The following is a 19,453-nucleotide window of genomic DNA, read 5'->3' on the forward strand; positions in this document are numbered from 1 at the left end:
GGACTTGTTCAGAATTTGTTTAGGCCGGTTCTGTAGTATCCAGAATGGACTACAAAAGGAGCGGGCTTTTTTGTTTTGAAAATAGAAGAGGCGCGCAAATACGTATAGGAGAACCAGGTATGGAATGAAAAGTATCATGATTGTCGATGATATAGTGTTAATGAGGTTTATGATGTGGAATATATTTGAGTCGTTGGGCTTTGATGTAGTGGCGGAAGCGGCGACAGGTCAAGAAGCTGTGCAAAAGTACCGCATGTATCGGCCGTCGCTGGTGGTGATGGACATCTCCATGCCTGAGATGGATGGGCTGAGTGCGGTTAAAAAAATCATGGAGATCGACCGAAATGCCAAGATCATCATTTGTTCAGCATTAATGCAACGCGATATAGTCTTGGAAGCCATCCAGGCGGGAGCCCGGGATTTCATCGCAAAGCCGGTGCAGAGAGAACGAATGGAGTGGTCCGTCCGAAATGTGATGGGATTGTAAATTCAGATAGAGCTTCAGGAAGAATAGGAGAGAATCCCTCTAGCAATTTGAGGGGTTCTTTTATATTGGAATTATATCCATTTTTGGTAGAAATAGGTTCAGAAATTGTTCAGAACGTTTTTTTATACTCAAATCTACGCGAAATTCGACTGTCCAAAATGCTGATCGCAAATTCGAATGTCGCGGCAAAGAATCTCAAGGTAGCAGGAGAGGAAAGGAGGGCAGTGTTATTGGATTGCCGGTTGCAAGGAAAGCCGTTGTGACTGTCTTGATTTGGCTGCTGCTGTGTGCAGGCATTGTTTTGGTTCTCTACCCTTACGTGGACAGGTGGATGCAGGAGAAGCAACAAACGCGGCTATTGAACGAATGGAAGCAGTATAAGAACCAGCTCGCGACCCAGACCGGATCGACTCCCCCCATTTCCCAAGCTCCTGTCTCGGTTGAGAAACCGGGTGATGACGGGGTGCTTGGCATGATCAGCATTGACAAAATCGGTTTGGAAGAGCCGATCCTGCCGGGTTCCGAAGAAGAGCAGCTTCGGATTGGCATCGGCGTAGTGGAACCGGACCGGAAACCGGGAGAAGCGAACAACTATGTGCTTGCCGGTCACAGGAGCTGGACGTACGGGAAGCAGTTCAGTCGGCTGAATGAGCTTGCAGAGGGCGATCTTATCCGTATCGAATCTGGCAATGGCAACTTCGAGTATTATGTCACCGACACTTTTCTCGTAAAACCGGAGGATATCCAGGTGCTTGACAATAGCCGGGGAAAATCGGAAATCACCTTGATCACTTGTGATCCTCCACGCAATCCGACTCATCGTTTGATCGTCAAAGGAACTTTGAGGAATGGAGGGAAATAGCAGTACATGAAGATTGGAAACAAGCTGCACCTGATTCTGTTGGCTTTTTTGCTTCTTGTGCAAATGACCCTGCCACATGCGGTTGTCCATGCAGAAACGGTGCGAGTATTGCAGGCGGAGACAGGTGACCCGGTAGTCGTGACAGCGGATGAGGATAGCCCTAAAATCCCGCCAGCGAACGGAGAGACACCAGAGACTCCGCCAGCGAACGGAGAGACACCAGAGACTCCGCCGACGAACGGAGAAACGCCCGGCACTCCGCCGACGAACGGAGAAACGCCCGGCACCCCGCCGACGAACGGAGAAACACCCGGCACTCCGCCGATGAACGGAGAAACGCCTGGTACCCCGCCGACGAACGGAGAAACGCCCGGCACCCCGCCGACGAACGGAGAAACGCCCGGCACTCCGCCGACGAACGGAGAAACGCCTGGCACCCCGCCGACGAACGGAGGAGCACCCGGTACCCCGCCAACAGGGGAACCTCTTCCGGGAACACCGCCAGTTACACCGCCACCGCCACCAGTTACACCACCAGTCACACCAACCCCGGAGGAACTTGACGAACTGATTGTACTCGATCTTAAGGCCAGCAAGGATCATGTGAAGTCCGGAGAAACGTTTGAGTATACGATCAGATACAGCGTGTCCAGTACGTCAAAGCTTGAGTTTGAATCTCCGAAAATCGTATTTCCGCTGCCAGATGGCGTCGAGTTTGTCGATCTGGTCGATAGCGAAATTTCGGAGGGCAGCTTTGACAAAGACAAAAACACAGTAACCTTTACCTTTCTCGATGACCCGCTCCCGGCTGGTTCCACTGGCTCGCTGAAGGTCCAGGCCAGATATCCCAACTACAAAACGCCGGACGGGACGTCTACAACAGCGCAATGCACGTTTGAAACGACGGTTGATGCGGAACCGAAAGAATTGCCTTCCAACGAAGCTGTGGTTACTGCCGAAGCCAAAGCAGAGTGGGAGCTGACCAAAAAGAAGATAAGGCCCCTGCCTGATCCGCTGAAAGGCTCGGAAGTCGAGTATCAAATCGATTTCACTGAAAAAGGTTCGACTTCTACCGGCAGACTCGATATCAAGAACATTACGATCGTAGATACACTGCCGCCGGAGGCGGTGTATGACGACTCTGATCCCTCGGCCTCCTCTCCGAAAGGGGAGTACGATCCGGAAACGCACACCATAAGCTGGAAACTGGAGGATGACACGAGAGGGAAGAAGATCTTCAAAGTGAAGGTGAAATACCCGGAAGACCTTGACAAAGACACGGTGAAAAACACAGTAACTGCAAAGTTTACCCCGTTGGAGCAGGAAGAAGTCACCCTCGATGCCTTCGTCGAGCACAAATTCCACACAAATCCGGACGACTTCGGAGCTTCCATTCGCAAGCAGCCTTTTTGGTACAACAAGGAAGTATCCCCAAACCAAACCGTTTCTTTTACAATCGAAGGCTTTGAAAACAGGTCAAACAAGAGCATACCAAAAGCGGTCATCACCGATATGACCCCGACAAAGGCCGGATCTTCGATACCTGGAACCGAGGATATCGATATCGAGTTTGTTCTTGAAGAACTGGAAACCGCCACCTTCTCCGGCATTGAAAAGTATGACATCTACTACACGGAGACAGAAAACCCAACAGACGCTGACTGGGTGCCTTTGAAGCAGGACATTTCGGCTTCCAAGTCGCAGAAGCTGGTAGTGAGCGACGTGGTGCCGGGCAAGGTCATCATGGGAATTCAATATCGTTTCGAAAACCTCCCCATCAATTTTGTTCAGGGAAAAGCATTCGTCCTGACCTACCGCGTACCAGAGAACCTTCCGCTAGCTGATGACGAGGCCAAAAAAATTACCAATACGGCTCTGTTGCAGTATGAATTCGAAGGCAAGCCAAGAGAGGAAACAAGTTCGGCCACTATTGACGTCGTCAAGCCCCGGCCGTTGGTGAACCTGGAAAAGAAGGCGAACCGAACCTCTTTGCAGCCTACAGAGGAAGTTGCATTCACCCTGACGATGCAAAACACCAAATACGGCAGCGCAAACCTGACTAACCCAAAGTTGACAGATATCTTGCCAGCCGATCTTGTATTTGACGAATGGAAAATGACCAAAGCTCCTGCGGGCCTCCCGGAACCATCGTTTCATGAGGATACTCAAGGTGACGGCACGAAGCAGCTCGTATGGCATTGGGAGAACAGCAGCTTGAAGCCTGGGGAAACGGTCGAGATCGTCCTGCGTACCCATGTCAAGGCGGGTGCAAAGCCGGGCGAGATTGAAAACAAGCTGCAGCTTACCTCGGATGACGATTATCTCAACGATGTCTCCTTTACGTACAAAAAATGTCCGGACTGCAAGCCGACAGACGGTACGTATGTTATCGAGCGGTCTGCGAAAGTCGCGGTCGTGGTCAGTGCTACCGTTCAATCGATCATGTGGATACGAGGCGAGCTGGATGGAGACTGGTCCCGCTATCCGGACAAAGGAAGGACAACGCCGGGCGGCACCGCCGACTACCGGTTGAAGATTTCCAATGTTGGAAATCAAACACTGCAAAATCTCGTCATGATCAACACATTGCCGAGAATTGGCGACACCGGAGTCGTCTCCACAAACGGCAAGCGGAAAAGCCAGTGGGGCCCTATTCTGATGGGGGAAGTCAGCGTTTCCGAACACATAACGGTGTACTATTCCACTACGCCCAATATCACGATGCACCCGGTAACGGGCGTTGATAACGGTCATTGGGAAGCAAGTCCGCCTTCTGACATTACAAAGGTGACAGCGCTGAAATTCGTCCTTGACCCGGGTATTTATCTTGAGCCTGAGGATGAACTGGAAATCCAGTGGCCGATGAGGGCGCCGGTCGGTGCACCTACGAACGGGGAAGTAGCCTGGAACTCCTTTGGATACATGGCGGAGACAAAAGCTGGAGAACCGCTTCTGCCTGCCGAGCCTCCCAAGGTCGGAATGACCATTTACGAGAGCAACAAAGCGGAAATCGGTGACTATGTATGGTCTGACAAAAATGAGAACGGCATTCAGGACGACGGCGAAGAGGGAATCAACGGAATTGTCGTGGAACTGTTGAACGCGCAAGGAACAACGCTGGAGAAGACGGTGACGGGCGACGATTTCAATGGAAATCCGGGCTATTACCTGTTCCCCAACCTGGAGCCGGGCTCATACATGGTCCGTTTTGGAAGCTCCCTCCATCATGAGAAGCTGACAGTGAAAAAGGCGGGCCAGGATGCGGCAAAGGATTCGGATGCCGATCCCGCTACCGGCAGAACCGACCTGATTACGCTGTCGGAGAACGAGAAGAATCACACCATTGACGCCGGCTATATTCCAAACAAAGGCGCGATCGGCGACTACGTCTGGCTCGATGCCAACGACAACGGAATACAGGATGACGACGAGTCCGGAGTCGATGGAGTTGTTGTCGAGCTGTATAGCGGTGAAAACAGTCCGCCAATCAAGACGACAACAAGAACCAAGGACGGCAAGCCAGGGTATTACCTGTTTGATCAGCTGCCGCCAGGCGACTACAAGGTAAAGGTAATCGCTCCGTCCATCGCCTATGGCTTTGGCAAGCAGGAGCAGGGCTCCGACCGCGGAAAAGATTCCGACGTGGACAGAGAAGGCTGGTCAAAAGTGATCAAGCTGGGCCAAGGCGAGCTGAACCTGACGATTGACGCCGGATTGGTTAAACTGCCGCCAGCCGCTTTGGGTGACTATGTATGGGTCGACAGCAACCGAAACGGCCTTCAGGATGCTGGTGAAGCGGGACTGGACGGTATGACCGTCGAGCTCTACAACAGTAAAAACGAACGGGTAGCGACGACGAAGACACAAACCAAGGACGGCAAAAAGGGCTACTATCTGTTCGATTCACTGGATGCGGGCACGTACAAAGTCCGGTTTGTTCCGCTTTCAGCGTATGTGTTCACGACAACCGGCGCGGGCTCCGACAGGGCTGCCGATTCCAACGCAAAATCGACGGGCTGGACCGATGAGATTACTCTTCAGCCGGGCGAGACCAACCTGACGATTGATGCGGGAGTCTATTCGGCTCCGGTAGGTCCTGTACTGAAGGCAAAGCTGGGTGATACAGTATGGATCGACGAGAACAAAAACGGTCTTCAGGACGAAGCCGAAAGCGGTCTTGACGGTGTAACCGTCCAGCTCTTTGACGAAACGGCGTCACTGATCGCGACCACGGAAACGGCGACAGTCAACGGGAAAGCCGGCTACTATGAGTTTAACCAGTTGACGGGCGGTACCTATCTGGTTCGCTTCCTTCTACCTGACGGGTACGAGTTTACCTTGACGGAGGAGGGCGAAGACCGGAGCAAAGATTCAAACGCAAACGAAGAAGGCTGGACCAAGCCGATCATCCTCGGAGCCGGAGAGACGAATCTGACCATTGATGCCGGAGTCTACGCGTCCACTGGCAACAGCGGAAAAGCGAAACTGGGCGATACGGTCTGGATCGACAAAAATAAAAACGGCCTTCAGGATGAGGATGAGCCCGGTATAAACGGCGTCAAGGTCGAGCTGTATGATGACAACGGAAAACAGCTTGATCATACGGTGACAGCAACCGTCAACGACAAAAAGGGGTATTACGAGTTTGCCCGTCTGGATGCGGGTACCTACCAGGTCCGTTTTATCTTGCCGGAAGGATACTCCTTTACCGAAAGGCTAGTCGGTTCTGACGAAAATATTGACTCAGATCCTGACAAGGACGGCTGGACCAAGCGGATCAAGCTGGAGCAGGAAGAGGAAAATCTGAGCATCGATGCAGGTCTGGTGTCTAAACCAGACAAACCGGAAAAACCGGAGAAACCTGAGAAACCTGAGAAACCTGAGAAACCGGATAGGCCGGATAAACCAGATAAGCCAGATAAGCCAGATAAGCCAGATAAACCGGATACCCCGGATAACCCAGGAACCCCTGATAATCCAGGCAGTCCGGGCAATCCAAGTAATCCAGGCAATCCGAGCAACCCTGGCACTCCGGTACAACCGGGTACGGGCAATCCCGGTGGAGGAAACGTCACTCCGACTCCGGGCACGGGCCAACCTGGCGCTGCAACACCAAACACTCCGCCAACCGAAAATCTGGAAACCATTGACCCTGACGATATCCCGGCAGGGGCAGGGTCCCTGGAGCCAGACAACCAAGCTCCTCCTGCATCCGAGGACGGAACACCGGGCAAGACACTTCCCCAAACAGGCGAGTCGATGTCGTACTTGCCGTTTATAGGAGTTGCCTTCTTCCTGATAGCAGGGGTCTTGTACCGGTTGCGACAAAAAATCTAAACGGTGCAGTTGCATCTCCGAATGCGACAGGCAACAAATGAAGCAAGGCTAGCCGCGGCACAGAATGCCGCTGGCTAGCCTTTTTCTCATTATCAGGGGGAGGACAGATTCCTACTTTTTAACGGAAAAAGTAATGGCGGTGCCCTGACCAGGAATGCTCTCGATATGCAGACCTTTCCCGTAGATTTGTTTCAATCGCCGGTTCGTATTGATGAGTCCAATGCCCCGGGGTTTCTCCAAGGTACCCTCGAGGACGTTTTTCAGCGTGTAGTCATCCATGCCTAGGCCGTCATCGACTACAGAAATTTCCACATACTCCTTGCAATTGGTAACACGTATGTGGATTTTTCCTCCTCTTGCCCGTTTCATGAGGCCATGTCTGATCGCATTTTCGACGAGAGGCTGGATGGAAAGAGGCGGAATTTGCACCTCGATGTGGTCGTCCACTTCCCAGACGACGTCCAGCCTGTCGTCATGCCGCTGCTTTTCGATGAACAGGTACGAGCGGACAAAGGCAAGCTCATGCTCAATCGGCACCAGCTTCTTGGAATTGTTGAAATCAAAGCTGGCCCGCAAATATTTACCAAGCTCCTCAAGCAGGGCTGTCATTCGGGCTGAATCGATATCGCTGAGTGCGGCAATGGTGTTCAAGGTATTAAATAAAAAGTGAGGTTGAATCTGTGCCTGGAGCCATGCAGCTTCCAGACGCAGTCGTTCGCTGACGGAGTTTTTCAGCTCGGTCAAGGCCCGTACCCGGGATCTCAATTCCATCGCATCGACCGGTTTTGTGACATAATCGTTGGCGCCGGAGTGGAAGCCCGCTTCTATATCCTCGGGGCGATTGCGTGCGGTCAAAAGCAGGATGGGCAGCTCAGAAATGGAAAACCGCTCACGAATTGCCGCCGTCAACTCATACCCCGACATCTGCGGCATCATCACGTCCGTAATAACCAGGTCCCACTCGTTTTCGCTCAAAATGGCCAGCGCTTCCTTTCCGCTCGAAGCGGTGACGATTTCGTAGTGATCCAACGACAAAATGTTTACGAGTACGTTGACGTTTACCGGATCATCGTCGACGGCCAGGATGCGTGCTCCTTCCGTTGCCGGGACGTCCGCTTTTGGCTTCGCCGCGACCGCGGGCAGCTCGGAAACGGATACGGCAGTTTCCAGACGGGTAACCGAATCGGATGAGGCCAGAACGGAAACATTGCCAGATGGAAGACGAGATGGATCAGTAAGCGGCAGGCTGAAGGTAAAAGTAGTGCCCTTTCCAGGCGTCGAGCTTACCTCAATGGTGCCGCCATGCAGCTCAACCAATTGCTTGCATATGCTCAGGCCCAATCCGAACCCGCCGCCTTCCATCCCGGCGCTTCCCTGTTCGTAAGGCTGGAAAATCCTTAGCTGTGTCTCTTTGTCCATCCCGACTCCGGTATCGGAGACCATGATAAAGACTTTCCCCGCTTTTGCCTGTGCTTTGACGACGATGTCTCCTTCGGGCGTATATTTCACCGCATTGTGAAGCAGATTGAACAAAATCTGGATCAGGCGGTGTTCGTCGGCCATGACGCCGGGCAGGTTGCCGGGGATCTGATTGACGAGCCGCACAGGTTTTCCTTCCGTAAGAAAACGAATCATATCCAGCACGCCCGAGGCAACGGTTTGCACTTGCACGTTTGCTACCTGAAGCTGAATCCGCCCCTCCTTGAGACGATTCAAATCAATCAGGTCATTGAGCATCAGGGACATTCGTCTGCCGACGGAAATGAGCAGCTTCATGTTTTCCCTGCTGTTGTTGTCAGAAATGCTTCCGCTATCAAGTACCGACTGTGCAATCGACAAAATGCCGTGCAGCGGATTTCGCAGTTCATGCGAGGTGTTCACCAGGAAGTCGTCCTTCAGCTTGTCTGTCTTTTTCAGCTTCTCGGCAAGCAAGGCCGTCTGGGTGGAAGCCCTGAAATAGCGCCGGAACCAGTAGGAGGCGAGAGCGATGACCGTTGCGATCATATCAAGCGGGTAATAACCCATCTCCATCGAGCTGTTGCCTTTGATAATCCCCCATAGCAGGTTGAGCATGATGCTGATGGCGCCGAGACACAAGAAAACGACATCCGGGTCATCCTTCAAGGTCTTTTGGAAAAAGAGCCCGGGGATGATCAAAAAAGGAAAGAGGACGACAAGCACCTTAAAGAGATTGATGGCAGGGTACAGGGCAGACGTCGACAAATTCAGGATCAAACTGATGCAAGCAGCGACGAGGTACCAACGGGAAGCTCGAAAGACCACAAAATCCGGAAAGAGGTGCCTGACATATTGAAAGAGAAACACGGAAGCCCCCAGAAAGGAAATGGAGACCAGCTTCCGGTGCCATTCGTATTCGAGCGGCATCCATTGCAGGAGGAGCCGATCATCATCCAGCACAATCGTGAAAATGGCCGACATCATCAACAAAGCAAAATAGATGAGCGACTTTTGCCGTACCCCGAGAAAAAAGAAGATCAAGGCATAAATAATGTGCAGGCTCAAAATCAGGATGACAACGACTTGGGTTCCGACGGAAAATTCCACGGCCCGATTCACCGCTTGCTGGGACCCGAACTTGACGGGGTCCACCATTCCCGCGGAAACGCCGTTGTAGTAATTGGCGGCGTGAATGACGATGTCTATCTCCCCGCTGTCCGCCGTAAAAACAGCAGAATAAGGGACACTGATCGCTTTGGTTTGTTCAGCGTTTACATCCGGATAGCCGGCTTGCCCCATCAAACGGCCGTTTACGTACAGTTCAGAGGCGGAGACGATGCGGTGGACACGTATTTCGTACGGTTGATGGCGGTCAGGATTCACCAGTACGCGCAAGCGATATGTACCGTACCCGAATGATGAGTTCTTTTCGGAAGTAAGATAAGATTTCCAGTGGCCGGGTACTTGAACGATTTTCTTGGATGTCTCCGTTTGCCCTTGCAAACCTGTATCCGTGCCTGAGTGCCTTGCGAGAAACTGACTGGGATAAAACTCCCACTCGCCCTTCAAAGAAATCGGACGCTCAGACGCAAAGTCCCAATCACGCAAGTCCAGTACGCCCTGGACAGCGCGTGGCTGATCCGGAGGGAAGTTCAGGTACATCCATAAAATCCGGATACTTGTCAAAGTCAGTATAAAGATAATAGCAATTAGGAAAAGTTTTCTTTTCGTCATAGTTTCAATAATTCTATTTAGGCGATACAATCCCTTTTATTCAGGGGGGGAATAAAATGCCTTTCGAGCATTGGCGGGCGCAAAATGGACATGGATCCCTCACAAACATTGTTCAAGAGACAGAGAATTGATTATGATGGGGGAAGGATTCTCTGAAGAGGAAAGAACATCACGGCAAACAAACACCGGTCCCTCTTCACTTCTCAAGAAAGGATGTCATCAATGAGCAAAACGTTGGTACTGGCTGAAAAGCCTTCCGTTGGTCGGGATATAGCAAGAGTGCTGCATTGCCATAAAAAAGGAAACGGCTTTTTCGAGGGAGACAAGTATATCGTAACGTGGGCCTTGGGCCATCTTGTTACCCTGGCTGATCCGGAAGCGTACGGCGAGCAGTTCAGTTCGTGGAAGATCGAGGACTTGCCGATCCTGCCGCCTTCCTTCCGGCTGGTGGTGATCAGGGAGAGCAGCAAGCAATTTCATGCGGTGAAACAGCAAATGCTCCGCAAAGACGTAAAAGACATCGTCATCGCCACAGACGCGGGCCGCGAGGGAGAGCTGGTGGCCAGGTGGATCATCGAAATGGTCCGGACAAACAAGCCGCTCAAACGCCTCTGGATTTCGTCCGTGACCGATAAAGCGATCAAAGAGGGCTTCCAACGGTTAAAAGACGGCAAGGAATTCGAGCATCTATACGCCTCTGCGGCTGCCCGCGCGGAAGCGGACTGGGTAGTAGGCATCAACGCGACGCGGGCTTTGACCTGCAAGCACAATGCCCAGCTTTCCTGCGGACGGGTACAGACGCCCACGCTCGCCATCATTGCCAAAAGAGAGGAAGAAATTCGCCGGTTTGTGCCAAAGCCTTATTACGGCATTGCCGCTGTCGCTGAAAACAACCTGCGGCTGATTTGGCAGGACCCGAAAACAAAGGAAACGAGAACCTTTTCCAAGGATGCCAGCGATCAGATCCTGAAGGACATCAAGGGGAAGGAGGCCGAAATCGTCGAAGTCGCGAAAACGCTGAAAAAGAGCTATGCTCCGCAGCTCTACGACTTGACCGAATTGCAGCGGGATGCCAACAAGCTGTTCGGCTATTCGGCCAAAGAGACGCTTTCCATCATGCAGAGCCTGTATGAAAACCACAAGGTGCTGACCTATCCGCGAACCGATTCCCGTTACCTGTCCTCTGACATCGTTGAGACGCTGGCGGACCGGATCAAAGCGGTACAAATCAAGCCGTATGCCCTGCTGGCTGCGAAGGTGCTGCGGTCCGGAATCAGGGCAAACAAGTCCTTTGTCGATGACAGCAAGGTATCCGATCACCATGCGATTATTCCGACCGAGCAGAAGGTCTTTTTGGGAGACTTGAGCGACAGGGAGCGAAAGATTTTTGACCTGGTGGTAAAACGCTTTCTGGCGGTGTTGTTCCCGCCGTTTGAGTACGAGCAGACGACGATCCAGGCGAAAATCGGCGTTCATTTGTTTACAGCCAAAGGAAAAAGGGTCACGGCTTCCGGCTGGAAAGAAGTGTACGATCACGATTACGAGGAAGAGGAGTCAAAAGAAGGTGTAGCCGATCAACTGCTGCCAAGCATCTCCAAGGGAGACCGGCTGCGCATCAGTTCAGCGACGCGGACAACCGGGGAGACGAAGCCGCCGGAGCCGTTTACCGAAGCGAGCCTCTTGTCCGCGATGGAAAATCCGGCAAAATATATGGCGCACGAAAAGAAAGAGCTGATCCAGACCATCGGCGAGACGGGCGGGCTCGGAACGGTCGCGACGCGCGCCGACATTATCGAAAAGCTGTTCAACAGCTTCCTGATCGAGAAAAGGGGCAAGCACATCCATATCACCTCGAAAGGAAAGCAGTTGCTGGAGCTCGTCCCGGAAGATTTGCAATCGCCGACGCTGACAGCCCAGTGGGAGCTGAAGCTGGGGTCGATCGCCAAAGGCAAGCTGAACAAGCAAGCGTTTATCGGCGAGATGAAGAGCTATGCCAAAACCGTCGTTCAGGAAATCAAGAATAGCGACAAGAAATTCCGCCACGACAACCTGACCCGCAGCAAATGTCCGGAGTGCGGAAAGTTCATGCTGGAGGTAAACGGGAAAAAAGGCAAGATGCTCGTCTGTCAGGACCGGGAATGCGGCCACCGGAAAACAATCGCCAAGGTGACGAATGCGAGATGCCCGCAATGCCACAAAAGGCTGGAGCTGCGGGGCGAGGGAGAAGGCCAGACGTTCGTCTGCGTCTGCGGCCACCGGGAGAAGCTGTCGACCTTTAACGAGCGGCGGAGCAAGGAAAAGAACACCAAGGTGTCCAAGCGGGAGGTAGCGAAGTTTTTGAAGGAGCAGGAAAAGGAAGCCGACGGCATGATGAATACGGCACTCAAAGACGCGCTTGCCAAGCTGAAGCTGGACAATTAATGATTCATTCGCAACGATCGCGATCAGTAATCGTTTGCTATCGGTGATAATGGAGTGGCCTTATGTATTTGTGAGGCCACTTTTTCTGTTTTTTGACGCGGCTTAACAAAACTGAGACGATTCTTCAACACCAGCTTAACAATCGGTTGGTACGATCATCTTGCAACCAATCATTTGATACCGACTGTACGCGGGTTGAGACGAGGAGAAAGCCCCCATACAGGAATAGCGTGGAGAAAAGACAGACCTGGCTTTTGCAGGGATGTTTATCTGTGCTATTGCTGCATGGGGGCATTTTGCGTACAGCCGATGCTGTCACGGAAAGGAGCAGGCGGGAGGCTTTGCTGGACACAACGTTGTTTGATGCGTATTTCTTTGACCTGGATGGGACGGTCTTTCTCGGAGACCGGCTGCTTCCCGGAGCGGCAGAGACACTCGCGGGGCTGCGCGTAAGCGGCAAAAAAGTGATGTTTCTGACCAACACCTCCGTCCAGACGCGGGAGGGCTGTCAGGTGCGCCTGCACAAGCTGGGCGTAGACGCGGAGCTGGAGGAAATCATGACGGCCGCCTATGCCGCAGGCCTGTACTTGAGAGAACAGGAAGCCCGGCCGCGCGTGCTGATCATCGGCGAGTCTGCGCTGAAAGAGGAAGTGGATGGCTTTCAAATTGAGCAGGTGCAAAATCCAGCGGAGGCGACGCATGTACTGGTCGGCATGGACCGCGCGTTTACATATGCGAAGCTGCAGGCCGCGATGGAAGCCGTCAGCAGCGGCGCCCGGCTGATCGTCACCAATCCCGACCCGGTCTGTCCCGTTCCCGGCGGCTCCATTCCCGATACAGGAGCGCTGGCAAAAGCAATTGAGACCGCCAGCGGCAAGAGCGCCTGGGCGATGATCGGCAAGCCTTCCGCCTTTTACGCCGAGAAGGTGCTGGCGAAAGCAGGGCTGTCAGCGGAACGGTGCCTGATGGTAGGGGACCGGCTGGAAACGGACATCCTCCTCGGACGAAAAAGCGGCATGAAAACGGCCCTCGTCTTGACGGGGGTAACGGACAGATGCGCTGCTGAATCCTCAGAAATTGTTCCGGACTACATCCTGCCGACGATTGGGCAGTTGTTTTCGATTGCGGGAACCGGAACGGGAGCCGTTTCATGACGGCTTAACAGGACCTTTACACAAACCAAATTATTCCTTCGCAAGCGATTGCTATGATGGGAGGGGCATGCAGAGAACGATGGAGCACAAGTGCAGAGATAAGGGGGGAGAGACATGGCCGAAGTAGAATTGCGGCGCATTTGCAAAACGTTTGACCGGCAAACGGTTGTCCACGAGGTGAGCGCCCTGATTGAGCCGGGCGAGTTTTTCGTCCTGGTGGGTCCCTCGGGATGCGGCAAGTCGACCACACTGCGCATGATTGCCGGATTGGAGGATATCAGCTCCGGGGAGCTGCTGATCGGGGGAAAACAGATGAATCACGTCCCGCCGAGCGGCCGGAGCATCTCGATGGTGTTTCAAAACTACGCCTTGTACCCGCATTTGACGGTGAAAGAAAATATTTTGTTCGGCCTGAAGGTGCGCAAGGTGGACAAGCAGGAGCAGGCCAAAAGGCTTGCGCATGCAGCAGAAATGCTGGGGATCTCTCAGTTGCTGCAGCGAAAGCCGCGCGAGCTGTCCGGCGGGCAGCGCCAGCGTGTAGCGCTCGGGAGGGCGATCGTCAGCCAGCATCCGATTTGCCTGATGGACGAGCCGCTGTCCAATCTCGATGCCAAGCTGCGGGGCCACATGCGCACGGAAATCCGCCAGTTGCAGCAGGAGCTGGGGATCACGATGATCTACGTTACGCACGACCAGGTGGAGGCAATGACGATGGGGGACCGGATGATGGTGCTCCGCGACGGGCAAGTCCAGCAAATCGGACGACCTTTGGACGTGTACAACCAGCCGGCCAATTTGTTCGTCGCCGAATTCACCGGCTCCCCTCCGATGAACACGGTGAACGGAACGTGGGCAGGCGACGGTTCTTGCCAGGGCGTGGTGATCGGGACAGGCAATGAAAAAGCATTTCTCCCGATTGGCTATCGCGAGGGGATCAGGGAGGGCGCTCCGGTGGTCTTGGGCATCCGTCCCGAGGCGCTGCAGCCCTTCGCAGCGGAACCGACCGTCGGCATCCCGGACCATACGGCGAGCGAGCGAGCCGGTCAGGGCAAAGCGGAGCGGGCGGTCCAGGGCATAAGCCAGTTGGCAAGCCTGGCTGCAAATCCGGTTGCAAGCCCGGCGGCAGGCTCGGATGCGAGTGCCGGAGCCATCACTTTGCCCGTCAGGGTGGAGGCTGTCGAGATTCTCGGCTCGGAGACGATCGTCGAGTTCGCTTTGGCAGGCGCCCGCTGGAAGGCCAAATGGAACGGGCAATGGCCTTGCCGGAGGGGAGAAATGGTCCGAGTCGGGTTCTACCCGGGCCAAATTTGCCTGTTTGACCCGCAGTCGGGCAAAAATCTGACTGCTTCGGAGTCAAAGACCATCCACCAAAACGTTTTGCAAATAAACGCCATCTAAAAGACGCGAAAAGGGAGAGAGTAACCGATGCGTACAGTTGTGAAAGGGTTGTTTTCCGTACTGATGAGCATGGCATTGATCACGGGCTGCTCGAGCGGGAATGCCCCGGCGACGGGCAGTCAGGCTGGAGCAGGAGCAGGATCGGAAGCCGCAGCCGGATCGGGAGCGGGCAAGGCAAGCGGGGAAAAAACAGAGCTTACCTTCTTCTATCCGGTAGCGGTCGGCGGTCCGCTGACGAAGATCGTCGACGGCATGGCGGGGGAATTCAACAAGGCGAATCCCGATATTGCCGTGAAACCGGTCTACACCGGAAGCTACCAGGATACGACGACGAAAATCCAGGCCGCCGTCCAAGGGAAGACGCCGCCTGACGTTGCGGTCATGCTCTCGACGGAGCTGTACACGATGCTGGACATGGACGCGATCCTTCCGTTGGACGATTTTATCGCCAAGGATGGCGGCAGCGAGTACGTAAACGACTTTTATCCGGGCTTCATGGCCAACTCGCAAGTAGACGGCAAGACGTACAGCATCCCGTTCCAGCGCAGCACCATCGTCCTTTACTACAACAAGGAAGCGTTCAAAGAAGTCGGCCTTGACCCGGAAAAGCCGCCGCAAAACTGGGATGAGCTGGTGGAGTATGCGACAAAGCTGAAAAAAGACGGGCGCTGGGGTGTCGAAATCCCGACATCCGGGTTTCCGTATTGGATGTTCCAGTCCTTTGCTCTGCAAAACGGCAAAAACCTGATGACCGAAGACGGGAAAAAGGTCTTCTTCGATACGCCGGAAAACGTCGAAGCGCTGCAACTGTGGGTCGATTTGGCGAAAAAGCATCAGGTCATGCCGGAGGGCGTGATTGAGTGGGCGACGGTGCCGTCCGATTTTCTCGAGGGCAAGACGGCGATGATGTACCATACGACCGGAAACCTGACGAACGTGAAAAACAACGCGAAGTTTGACTTTGGGGTAGCGTTTTTGCCCGCGAAAAAGACCTTTGGCAGCCCGACAGGCGGAGGAAACTTCTATATGTTCAAAGGCATCGACGAGAAGAAGCAGGAAGCGGCGTGGAAGTTCATCCGTTTCATGACTGAGCCGGAGAGGGCCGCGCAATGGAGCATCGATACAGGGTACGTAGCCACGCGCAAATCGGCCTACGAAACCGAGAGCATGAAAGAGTACGTCAAAACATTCCCGGTGGCGGCAGTCGCCCGCGACCAGTTGGCATACGGACACGCCGAGCTGTCTACACATAACAACGGGAAGGTGACCAAAGCGCTGAACGACAGTCTGCAAGCCGTGATTACCGGTCAGACGGAGCCTGCCGCGGCATTGAAAAAAGCGCAGGAGGAAGCGGACAAAATCCTCGCGCCGTTCAACAAATAAAAGCAGCAGATGAATTGGGGGAGCGACAATGGGGTTGGAACAACGCGCAAAATGGAGGATCAACATCTACGCCTGGCTTCTGCTCCTTCCCTCCCTCATCTTCCTTGTTCTGTTTACCTTTTATCCCGTTCTTCAAACGGTTATCCTGAGCTTTTACCAAGCGGATCTGGGTTCCCCGGAGCCGTTTTTTAACGGGGGAGACAACTACAGAATCATGCTGGAAGATGACGTGTTCTGGAAGGTGCTGACCAACAACTTGTGGTTTGCTCTGGGGACGGTGCCGACGAGTATCGCCCTGGGACTTGCGATGGCTTTGTTTGCAAACAAGGCGCTGCGCGGCAAAGGGTTTGTCCGCACTGCCTACTTTTATCCGACGGTCGTCCCGATGATTGCCGTCGCGAATATATGGCTGTTCATTTACACGCCGGAGTACGGGGCTTTGAGCCATGTCATGGAATGGTTCGGCCACGGCGGGATGAACTGGCTGGGAGATCGGACGAACGTCATGTTTGCGATGATCTTCATGGTGATCTGGAAGGAAGCGGGCTACTTCATGATTTTTTATCTGGCCGGCTTGCAAAATATTTCCAAGGAACTGTACGAATCCGCCTCGATGGACGGAGCCAAGCCGTGGACGGTGTTCAGGCGAGTGACGTTTCCGCTGTTGATGCCCACCACGATGTTCGTCTTGATCATTGCGTTTACCAACTCGTTCAAGCTGGTCGACCATCTCGTCATCATGACCAAGGGCGGTCCGGACAACGCCAGCAACCTGTTGCTTTACTACATTTACGAGACGGCGTTTTCCTTCTGGGATCAGGGCATGGCTTCCGCTTTGACAGTCGTCATGGTGGTCATCCTGCTGCTCGTTGCCGCGATTCAATTTTTTGGTCTGGATAAAAAGATTCATTACAACTGAGGGGGAGTCAGATGTTTCGCAAAATAACGGGGGTGGCGATGTACGGGCTGGCCGCCCTCTGGCTGTTTCCGCTTGTGTGGGCCTTCTGGACGGCATTCCGGCCGCGAGAGCTGGCGATCTCCTGGACGCTCAGTCCCGATTTCACGCTGGATAACGTGATCAAGGTATGGAATGCGGCTCCCTTTGCCCAGTATTATCTCAACACATTTCTGATCGTAACGGGCGTGCTCGCCGTGCAAATCGTGACCGCCACGCTGGCTGCCTACGCCTTTGCGAAGCTCCGGTTTTGGGGGCGGGACGCGCTGTTCATCCTGTTTTTGGTGCAACTGATGGTGCCGGCAGACATCCTCATCTTTCCCAATTACAACGTGCTGCGGGACCTGTCCTTGCTGGATACGAAGCTGGGCATCATGATGCCGTATTTCGCCTCGGCGTTCGGCGTTTTTCTCTTGCGGCAGACATTCAAGACGATCCCGCATGAGCTTGAGGAAGCCGCACGTATGGAGGGCTGCTCGTGGTGGCAGATTTTGTGGCGGGTGTACGTTCCGCTGGCCCGGCCGACCTACATCGCGTTTGGACTGGTGTCGGTCAGCTACCACTGGAACAATTTCATGTGGCCGCTCATCGTCACCAATTCGGTGGAAAACCGTCCGTTGACCGTCGGACTCGCCATTTTTGCCCAGTCGTTCGAGACAGGGGCGCAGTGGGCCGAGGTGAGCGCCGCCACAGTGATGGTCATTTTCCCGCTGCTGCTTGCCTTTTTGCTGTTTCAGCGGCAGTTTATCAACAGCTTCATCCATTCCGGTGTGAAATGACGAGGGGGGAAAGCGATGAGTGCAAAAGCTTCTTATGCCATCTCAACGTACGCGCTGTTTGACCAGCCGCTCAGGGAAGCGATCCAGCGGCTTGCCGACGGCGGCTGGACGTCGATCGAAATCATGTGCGAAGCAGGACACAGGGAGCTTCTCGAGTGGTCGGCTGGCGAGCTGAACGATCTGCGGGCGCTGGGCAGCGAAAAGGGGATCGTCTGGTCGATCCACGCGCCTATCGACGGATGCAACCCGGCGGCAGCAGGCGGGCTGAGGGAGCAGACGTCAGATGCGATGAAGCGCTGTCTGGAGGTGGCTGCATTTTTGGATTGCACGCATGTGGTGATGCACGCCGGAGAGGTAGAGGATCGCCTGGATGGGGCGGAGCGCGAGCGGGGAGTGGAGCGGGTCGCGCAGTTTATCGAACCGCTTCTGCCACATATCGGGGATTCGCGTACACGGCTTCTTCTGGAAAACGTGCCTCCCTACCCCAAGGTGCTCGGCTGGACTGTCTCCGATCTGATCGCCATCTGCAAACAAGTGGCTTCGCCATCGGTGGGCATTGTCTACGACATCGGTCACGCTCATCTGATCCGCAAAGGCTACGCTCTGGATGGTCTCCGGGAGGTCTTTCCGTATATGCAGGCCCTTCACCTGAGCGACAACCGGGGGATCAAGGACGATCATCTGGCTGTAGGCGAAGGAACGGTTCCTTTTGCCGCGATATTGTCTCTACTCAAGGAAAAGGGGTTTGCCGGCAGCTGGGTCATTGAGACGACATGCGTCGCGGATGCCGAGCTGAGTATCTCGCGGTTGAGCCAGCAGCGATGAGGGAGGTTGCGAGGGAACAATGTCAGAAGGCGAGGGGATACCGATGGACATAAGGACGTTACTGAAGGCAAATCCGGTCATTGCCGCCACGGAGCAGGACCAGCTTGCAGCGGCGATGGCATCTCCGGTCAGCGCCATTTTGCTGATGTACGCAAAGCTGACCCGGCTGATGGAGGAGACGGAGACCTTCACGCAAGCGGGCAAGCCGATTTTCGTTCACACGGATCTGATGAACGGTCTTTCCAATGACAAGGAATCCTGCCGTTTTTTATCCCGGCACATACGCCCGGCAGGTATTGTCACAACCAAAGGACCGATGATCCGCGTGGCGAAAAAGGAGGGGCTTTTGACGATTCAGCGCGTCTTCTTGATCGACTCCAGCTCTTTGCAGAATACGATCAGAAATGTGCAGGAAAACCAGCCCGATGCCATCGAAATCATGCCGGGCATCGCGCCTTCGATCATTCCGTATATCAAAGAACAGCTCTCCCAGCCGATTATTTTGGGCGGGTTGATCTGGACCCGGAAGCAGGTGCAGGAAGCGCTTGCCCACGGAGCGGATGCGGTATCGCTCAGCAGGTCGGAGCTGTGGAATTGATTGCAAAAGGACTAACGAATATGCAAATCTTGACGGATCTCAAGTGGATGAATGAACGGAGA

The 19,453-nt window shown here is 54.0% G+C and carries 12 protein-coding genes; 11 read left to right on the forward strand and 1 reads right to left on the reverse strand.

Annotated elements, in window-relative coordinates; translation table 11 throughout:
• The first annotated feature begins 124 nt into the window (after positions 1–124).
• The 3 genes from V5G20_RS02045 (at position 125) to V5G20_RS02055 (ending at position 6,686) form a co-directional block, all read left to right on the forward strand.
• Positions 125–487: a response regulator gene (locus V5G20_RS02045; protein ID WP_003388720.1), complete on the forward strand. Its 363-nt coding sequence runs from the start codon at positions 125–127 to the stop codon at positions 485–487.
• Positions 488–746: 259 nt separating this feature from the next.
• Positions 747–1,349, forward strand: a complete 603-nt coding sequence (locus V5G20_RS02050; protein WP_035979792.1) for a class D sortase — start codon at positions 747–749, stop codon at positions 1,347–1,349.
• A 6-nt stretch (positions 1,350–1,355) separates the two neighbouring features.
• Positions 1,356–6,686, forward strand: coding sequence for an SdrD B-like domain-containing protein (locus V5G20_RS02055; protein ID WP_338463118.1), 5,331 nt, complete (start codon positions 1,356–1,358; stop codon positions 6,684–6,686).
• A gap of 111 nt (positions 6,687–6,797) precedes the next feature.
• Here the strand turns inward: V5G20_RS02055 and V5G20_RS02060 are convergent, their stop codons facing one another.
• A complete protein-coding gene (locus tag V5G20_RS02060; RefSeq protein ID WP_338463119.1) occupies positions 6,798–9,806 on the reverse strand; it encodes a hybrid sensor histidine kinase/response regulator in 3,009 nt (1,002 codons plus the stop codon).
• Between the two features lie 294 nt (positions 9,807–10,100).
• Between V5G20_RS02060 and V5G20_RS02065 the strand changes: the two genes are divergently transcribed.
• The 8 genes from V5G20_RS02065 (at position 10,101) to V5G20_RS02100 (ending at position 19,391) form a co-directional block, all read left to right on the forward strand.
• Positions 10,101–12,299, forward strand: a complete 2,199-nt coding sequence (locus tag V5G20_RS02065; protein ID WP_338463120.1) for a DNA topoisomerase III — start codon at positions 10,101–10,103, stop codon at positions 12,297–12,299.
• A gap of 341 nt (positions 12,300–12,640) precedes the next feature.
• Entirely contained in the window at positions 12,641–13,453 is an 813-nt protein-coding gene (locus V5G20_RS02070; protein ID WP_031932481.1) for an HAD-IIA family hydrolase, read from the forward strand.
• A 114-nt stretch (positions 13,454–13,567) separates the two neighbouring features.
• Complete coding sequence (locus V5G20_RS02075) at positions 13,568–14,851, forward strand: ABC transporter ATP-binding protein (protein ID WP_122958004.1); 1,284 nt, start codon at positions 13,568–13,570, stop codon at positions 14,849–14,851.
• A gap of 27 nt (positions 14,852–14,878) precedes the next feature.
• Positions 14,879–16,234 (forward strand): ABC transporter substrate-binding protein, encoded by a 1,356-nt coding sequence (locus tag V5G20_RS02080; protein WP_338463121.1) that lies wholly within the window; start codon positions 14,879–14,881, stop codon positions 16,232–16,234.
• A 28-nt stretch (positions 16,235–16,262) separates the two neighbouring features.
• Positions 16,263–17,153 carry a sugar ABC transporter permease gene (locus tag V5G20_RS02085; RefSeq protein ID WP_311067930.1) on the forward strand — a complete coding sequence of 297 codons (891 nt, stop codon included), beginning with the start codon at positions 16,263–16,265 and terminating at the stop codon, positions 17,151–17,153.
• Between the two features lie 11 nt (positions 17,154–17,164).
• Positions 17,165–17,968, forward strand: coding sequence for a carbohydrate ABC transporter permease (locus tag V5G20_RS02090; protein WP_024983035.1), 804 nt, complete (start codon positions 17,165–17,167; stop codon positions 17,966–17,968).
• 15 nt (positions 17,969–17,983) lie between these two features.
• Positions 17,984–18,793, forward strand: coding sequence for a sugar phosphate isomerase/epimerase family protein (locus V5G20_RS02095; RefSeq protein WP_003388708.1), 810 nt, complete (start codon positions 17,984–17,986; stop codon positions 18,791–18,793).
• Between the two features lie 43 nt (positions 18,794–18,836).
• Positions 18,837–19,391 (forward strand): glycerol-3-phosphate responsive antiterminator, encoded by a 555-nt coding sequence (locus tag V5G20_RS02100; RefSeq protein ID WP_024983034.1) that lies wholly within the window; start codon positions 18,837–18,839, stop codon positions 19,389–19,391.
• Positions 19,392–19,453: the final 62 nt, after the last annotated feature.

It is taken from the genome of Brevibacillus borstelensis (assembly GCF_036700025.1).
Lineage (GTDB): Bacteria > Bacillota > Bacilli > Brevibacillales > Brevibacillaceae > Brevibacillus > Brevibacillus borstelensis.

Coding starts and splice junctions, on each gene's coding strand:
- V5G20_RS02075 (WP_122958004.1), top strand. CDS start 13,568: ATGGCCGAAGTAGAATTGCGGCGCATTTGCAAAACGTTTGACCGGCAA.
- V5G20_RS02060 (WP_338463119.1), bottom strand. CDS start 9,806: ATGTACCTGAACTTCCCTCCGGATCAGCCACGCGCTGTCCAGGGCGTA.
- V5G20_RS02045 (WP_003388720.1), top strand. CDS start 125: ATGAAAAGTATCATGATTGTCGATGATATAGTGTTAATGAGGTTTATG.
- V5G20_RS02065 (WP_338463120.1), top strand. CDS start 10,101: ATGAGCAAAACGTTGGTACTGGCTGAAAAGCCTTCCGTTGGTCGGGAT.
- V5G20_RS02100 (WP_024983034.1), top strand. CDS start 18,837: ATGGACATAAGGACGTTACTGAAGGCAAATCCGGTCATTGCCGCCACG.
- V5G20_RS02085 (WP_311067930.1), top strand. CDS start 16,263: ATGGGGTTGGAACAACGCGCAAAATGGAGGATCAACATCTACGCCTGG.
- V5G20_RS02090 (WP_024983035.1), top strand. CDS start 17,165: ATGTTTCGCAAAATAACGGGGGTGGCGATGTACGGGCTGGCCGCCCTC.
- V5G20_RS02055 (WP_338463118.1), top strand. CDS start 1,356: ATGAAGATTGGAAACAAGCTGCACCTGATTCTGTTGGCTTTTTTGCTT.
- V5G20_RS02080 (WP_338463121.1), top strand. CDS start 14,879: ATGCGTACAGTTGTGAAAGGGTTGTTTTCCGTACTGATGAGCATGGCA.
- V5G20_RS02095 (WP_003388708.1), top strand. CDS start 17,984: ATGAGTGCAAAAGCTTCTTATGCCATCTCAACGTACGCGCTGTTTGAC.